Annotated in this window: 5 protein-coding genes; 4 read left to right on the forward strand and 1 reads right to left on the reverse strand. The window is 59.0% G+C overall.

What is annotated here, in order from left to right:
- Nucleotides 1-1,647, forward strand: a 1,647-nt coding sequence (locus WBB85_RS10645) for an ABC transporter ATP-binding protein (RefSeq protein ID WP_432638594.1), incomplete at its 5' end; no start/stop codon positions are given.
- Nucleotides 1,648-1,711: 64 nt separating this feature from the next.
- On the forward strand, nucleotides 1,712-2,455 hold the full coding sequence (locus WBB85_RS10650) for a type 1 glutamine amidotransferase (RefSeq protein ID WP_432638598.1): 744 nt from the start codon (nucleotides 1,712-1,714) through the stop codon (nucleotides 2,453-2,455).
- A gap of 49 nt (nucleotides 2,456-2,504) precedes the next feature.
- Here the strand turns inward: WBB85_RS10650 and WBB85_RS10655 are convergent, their stop codons facing one another.
- Complete coding sequence (locus WBB85_RS10655; RefSeq protein ID WP_432638595.1) at nucleotides 2,505-3,566, reverse strand: LysR family transcriptional regulator; 1,062 nt, start codon at nucleotides 3,564-3,566, stop codon at nucleotides 2,505-2,507.
- Between the two features lie 362 nt (nucleotides 3,567-3,928).
- On the opposite strand from WBB85_RS10655, the gene WBB85_RS10660 reads away from it, so the two are divergent.
- Together WBB85_RS10660 and WBB85_RS10665 are read left to right on the forward strand one after the other, a co-directional pair.
- The gene (locus WBB85_RS10660) at nucleotides 3,929-4,669 is read left to right on the forward strand and encodes a glycosyltransferase domain-containing protein (protein ID WP_432638596.1); all 741 of its coding nucleotides are present in this window, start codon (nucleotides 3,929-3,931) and stop codon (nucleotides 4,667-4,669) included.
- Nucleotides 4,666-5,085 carry a secondary thiamine-phosphate synthase enzyme YjbQ gene (locus tag WBB85_RS10665; RefSeq protein ID WP_432638597.1) on the forward strand — a complete coding sequence of 140 codons (420 nt, stop codon included), beginning with the start codon at nucleotides 4,666-4,668 and terminating at the stop codon, nucleotides 5,083-5,085. Before WBB85_RS10660 ends, WBB85_RS10665 begins: the two co-directional genes overlap by 4 nt.
- The last annotated feature ends 107 nt before the right edge of the window (nucleotides 5,086-5,192 follow it).

Consider the following 5,192-nt stretch of genomic DNA (forward strand, 5'->3'; position numbering starts at 1 on the left):
CTGCCGGATCCCGAGCGCGTGTTGAATGCCTATCCGCACCAGCTCTCCGGCGGTCAGCAGCAACGCATCGTCATCGCCATGGCCCTGATGGCGAAACCGGCACTCCTGATCCTGGATGAACCGACCACCGCGCTTGACGTGACGGTCGAGGCGGCGGTGATCAAGCTGGTCAAGGAGTTGGGCCAGAAATACGGCACCTCGATGCTGTTCATCAGCCACAACCTTGGGCTGGTCATGGACACCTGCGACCGCATCTGCGTGATGTATTCCGGCGAAGCGGTGGAACGCGGCCCCGTCAAGGACGTGTTCGAAAACATGCATCACCCCTATACGCAAGCCCTGTTCCGCGCGATCCCCGTGCCGGGGGCAGACAAGACAAGCCGGCCGCTGGTCGCCATTCCCGGCAACTTCCCGCTGCCCCATCAACGGCCCAAGGGCTGCAACTTCGGCCCGCGATGCAACTACTTCAAATCCGGAACCTGCGACTCTGACGCGATTGAGATGGCGGCATTGCCGGGCAACCTGCAGCATCAGACACGCTGCACCCGGTTTGCCGACATCGACTGGACCGCACAGATCGACGCGGTGACTGTCCCGCCCGCAACGGTATCCGACACGGTCACCCTGCGCGTAAGAGGCTTGCGCAAATACTATGACGTGGCTGCGAATGCACTATTTGGCGGGCGCGCAACCAAGGTCGTCAAGGCCAACGAAACCCTGTCCTTCGATGCGTATGAAGGTGAAACCCTTGCCATCGTCGGGGAGTCTGGTTGTGGAAAATCCACGCTCTCCAAAGTACTGATGGGGCTGGAGACCGCGACCGAAGGTGCCGTTGTCCTGAATGGACAGCCTTTGGCTGATGTCGCCATTCAGGACCGTGATGCGAAAACGGTTGGTGGCGTGCAGATGGTGTTCCAGAACCCGTTCGACACGCTGAACCCTTCAATGTCCGTCGGGCGTCAGATCATCCGGGCGCTGGAGGTGTTTGGGATTGGCGACAGTGACGCCGCCCGCAAGACGCGCATGTTCGAATTGCTTGATCTCGTCAAACTGCCCCGTGCCTTTGCGGATCGCAGTCCCCGGCAGCTTTCCGGCGGGCAGAAACAGCGCGTCGGCATCGCGCGCGCCTTTGCCGGCAACGCCCAGCTTGTGGTGGCGGACGAACCCGTATCGGCATTGGACGTGTCGGTGCAGGCGGCGGTGACAGAACTGCTGATGGACATTCAGCGCAAGAACGGCACGACCTTGCTGTTCATCAGTCATGATCTGTCCATCGTGCGATATCTGGCAGACCGGATTTTGGTGATGTACCTTGGTCATGTCGTTGAGATTGGCACGACGGATCAGGTCTTCTCACCGCCCTACCACCCCTATACCGAGGCGTTGCTGGCCGCAGCGCCGATCGCCGACACACGTGTCAAGAAACGGGATGTGGTGCTTGAGGGCGATATCCCGTCGGCGGTGAACCCCCCGTCCGGCTGTCCGTTCCAGACCCGCTGCAAATGGAAGTCAAAAGTTGGCGGCGGGCTTTGTGAACGCGAAGTGCCGTCGATCCGGACCCTGGCCAACCATCACCAGATCAAATGCCATCTCGACGTCGATACGTTGAACAACATGGCCCCTGTTTTCTCAATCGCTGCTGAATAACCCAACAAGGCTTGTCATGACCCACATCCTCATCGTCGAATCCAGTTCTCCGGCCGTCGCAGAAATGCGCCGATCCAACAACAGGTCGGCGCCGCAGAATTTTACCCGCGTCTTTCAATCGGTTTGCCCGGATCTGCGCGTGACCACGCGCGAGCCCTATCTCAACCCGCTGAGGCCCGAGGATCTGGAAGGTGTTGATGGCATTGTCATGACCGGTCAGGGGGACCCCTGGGCGGCGGATGACCCCAAGGCAGAACCGATCCGGCGGGCCTGCGAGGTGGTATTTGATCATGCCAAACCCAGCATCGGCGTTTGCTTTGGATTGCAGATCGCCACGGTTGTTCTGGGGGGCAAAATTGTTGCCTCTCCGAATGGGTTCGAAGCCGGGATCGCCAGACAGATCCGATTGACCGAAGATGGCAAACAGCACCCGATGATGCAGGATCGGGTGTGCGGGTTCTCTGTGGCCTGCGGTCATCGTGATGAAGTCAGTGAAATGCCCCGGGATGCCCTTTTGCTGGCATCGAACGATCACACTCAGGTGCAGGCCATGTCCTATACCAAGGGCAACATCGATTTTTGGGGGATTCAGTATCACCCCGAAGTCGCGCCAAGAACAATGGCGGCGGCCTATCGCGAAGGCAAAAGCATGTTCGCCCAGTTCTCACCCCCGCTTGACGATCTGGAACAGGTGGAAACAGACGCCGCCGCCGCCGCGCGCTTGGGCTGTTCTGTCAGTGACTTTGTGTTCAAGACCCGCACACTGGAGCTGTCCAACTGGCTGCTCCATGTTCAATCCAGAGCCTGAAGTGTTTCGGGTTTTGGTCGAAACACCAAACATCAGAATTTGAAACGCATTAGCCAGAAGTGTCTTCCGGCCGATATGATCCGAATATGGATGGATTGGCTTTGCGCAACATCTTCGCACATTGCGGAGAAAGTTCCGTCCATGGGCCATCGACCAGTTGCCGGAAGACATCCCGCATGATGGCGACCGTATTGCGTGCCAATTGCTCAAGCACGTCGGCGCGGCTGATCAGCATCAGGGTGCGCGCGTCCTTTTCGCCCATCGCGCGCACATGAATGCCTTTGAACGCTGCCGGGCTTTGATAAAGGCACAGTGCGGACGTCACGGCCCAGCCATAGCCGATCTGAACAAAACGGATCACCGATTGGCTCGAGTCGAAATTGTATTTCGGGTTTTGTTTGACCCCCATCCCCCGGGCAATGCCGCTTGCCCGTTGCCCGAATTTTGTGGTTTGCGCATGGGCAACCTGAGGCAAGGTACTAACAAGGTCTTCGGTGGTGCTGTCGCCATGATCCGCCGGACAGATCAGAACATAGGGGTCCGTAAAAATCTCCTGCGGATGATAATACTCTTTGGGATCATATGGCGGGCTGTCGACGAGAAAATCAATCTGCAACGCCCGGAACACGTCCTGTTCCCAGGGCACAATCCCGGCGCAAAGTTCAACGGAATCCGCCAATCCTCCGGCCAGGGACACAAACTCCGCCCCCATGGAACAGGACATGCTGTCCGGCATGGCTATCCGAATTCGCTCAAGCTGCGCATCATATTGCGACTGCAATGTATCAACGACTGCTGCCAGCCGGGCCAAGATATCCGGCAGTTGCCCGGCAAGCATTTCGCCTTCGGATGTCAGCATCAGGGGCCGGTTTGACCGTTCCACAAGCTTTACGCCCAGCTTCGCTTCCAGCCGTTGAAGATGCTGCGACACGACCGGTTGCGACCGTCCCGACAAAAGGGCGGCCCGCGTGATACTGCGGGTCTCGGCAACAGCAGCAAAGCTTTGCAGCAGGGTGATATCCGGCAGATCGCGGAACCCGACAGTTTTTGGCACCTCATTGGTCCGTATTGAGAGACGTTTGAGATAGTCTATCGCGTTTCGGGGTTGCATTGAATCAGAATTCGAACCTTTTTCGTTCGAATTCCGATACTTGTTATCTCAACGAAAACCCGAAACGCTTTAGAAAAATTCAGTCTGCCTTGTCCGTCGTCACGGATATCGGGACAGATCGCCCCCAGACCGAAGATTGGTCCGGCGCATCTGGTTGCTTTGATGATAGCGCGGATTTGCGGTGAAGAACGCGCCGCGTTTCGCGGGCCTTCAGTCTGATCCTGCAATCGTGGCTCAGAATTGTACGGCCGCGCCCCGGGGCACGACGAGCGTGCGGCGCGTGCCTGTCGTTTGGCAGGAATTGCCGCTGTCATCCGCGCCCGAGCTGCTTATAGTGCGCGCGAAACTGCGACCGGGGTCCGATGTCACTAGTTCTTTATTCCGCCCATTACGGGCAAGCCGATCCCTTGAACGCGGATGTCTTCGGAGGCTTTGACAGTTGCCGCCGGGTTCTTTTCACTGACCGGGAAGATGTGACCCTGCCGGGGGTGGAGGTGATCCACGATCCGCTTGACGGGCTTGATGCGCCTCGTGCCTCGCGGCGGGCAAAACTTGCGCCGCACCGCTATTTCCCGGATGCGGACTGGTCGATCTGGATCGACAACAAATCACGATTGAAGCGCGATCCCCTTGAGGTGCTGACGGCGGTCCGCACCCAATCCGATGCCGCCTTCTTTGCCTTCCCGCATTTTCGACGCAACTGCGTCTATCACGAATTGCAGACCTGCTGGGAAAACGGGCTCGACGATTACCGCATCTTGAAGGAACGTGAACAAACCTACCGGGCCGAGGGCATGCCTGCGCGTTCCGGCCTGATCGAAGGCCACTTTATGGTGCGCCGCCACAACGACCCGGCCCTGATCCGGTTCGGCGACCGCTGGATGGAGCATGTTCTGCGCTATTCGCGGCGGGACCAGATATCCTTCCCCTATCTCGCGTGGCGGCTGGGGCAGTCCTACGAGTTCATTACCGCGCTCGACTGGCGTGAAACGGTCGAATTCACCGTCCATGACCGCAAGACCCGCAAGACCGATTTCCCGCGCAAGAATGTGCTCTATCAGGAAGCGCGCAAGGTCTGGCACCGGATGAAAGGCCGTAAATGAGCCGGCAGGAGACTTTCACTGTTCCGACGCACGGCCCGGGGCTTTACGAGTTCACCGATCGGGTGCGGGCATTTTGCGAGGGGGAAGGGGAGGCGCTGCTGACGCTCTTCGTGCGGCACACCTCATGTTCGCTCGCCATTCAGGAAAATGCCGACCCAGAGGTGCGGAGCGATCTGACGGAATTCTTCCACCGTCTGGTGCCGCCCTCTGATCATCCGGCGATGTCCTATCTGACGCATACCTATGAAGGCCCCGACGACATGCCCGCCCATATCAAGGCGGCGCTGTTGCCTGTCAGCATGTCCATACCGGTAAAAGCGGGGCGCCCGGCGCTTGGAACATGGCAGGGTGTCTACCTGTTCGAACATCGCCGGGCGCCCCATGACCGCATGGTGGTGGCACATATCATCCGGTAGGCCGCTTTGGCGGGAGGGGCCAGCCGGGTAGATCCGTGGTGTGCGGTCGTTCGGCCAGGGTCTCGTTGTCCCCGCCCCGGGCCGAACACCTGCCTTATCACTCAATC

The organism is Albidovulum sp. (assembly GCF_049646345.1).
Classification (GTDB): Bacteria; Pseudomonadota; Alphaproteobacteria; order Rhodobacterales; family Rhodobacteraceae; genus Albidovulum.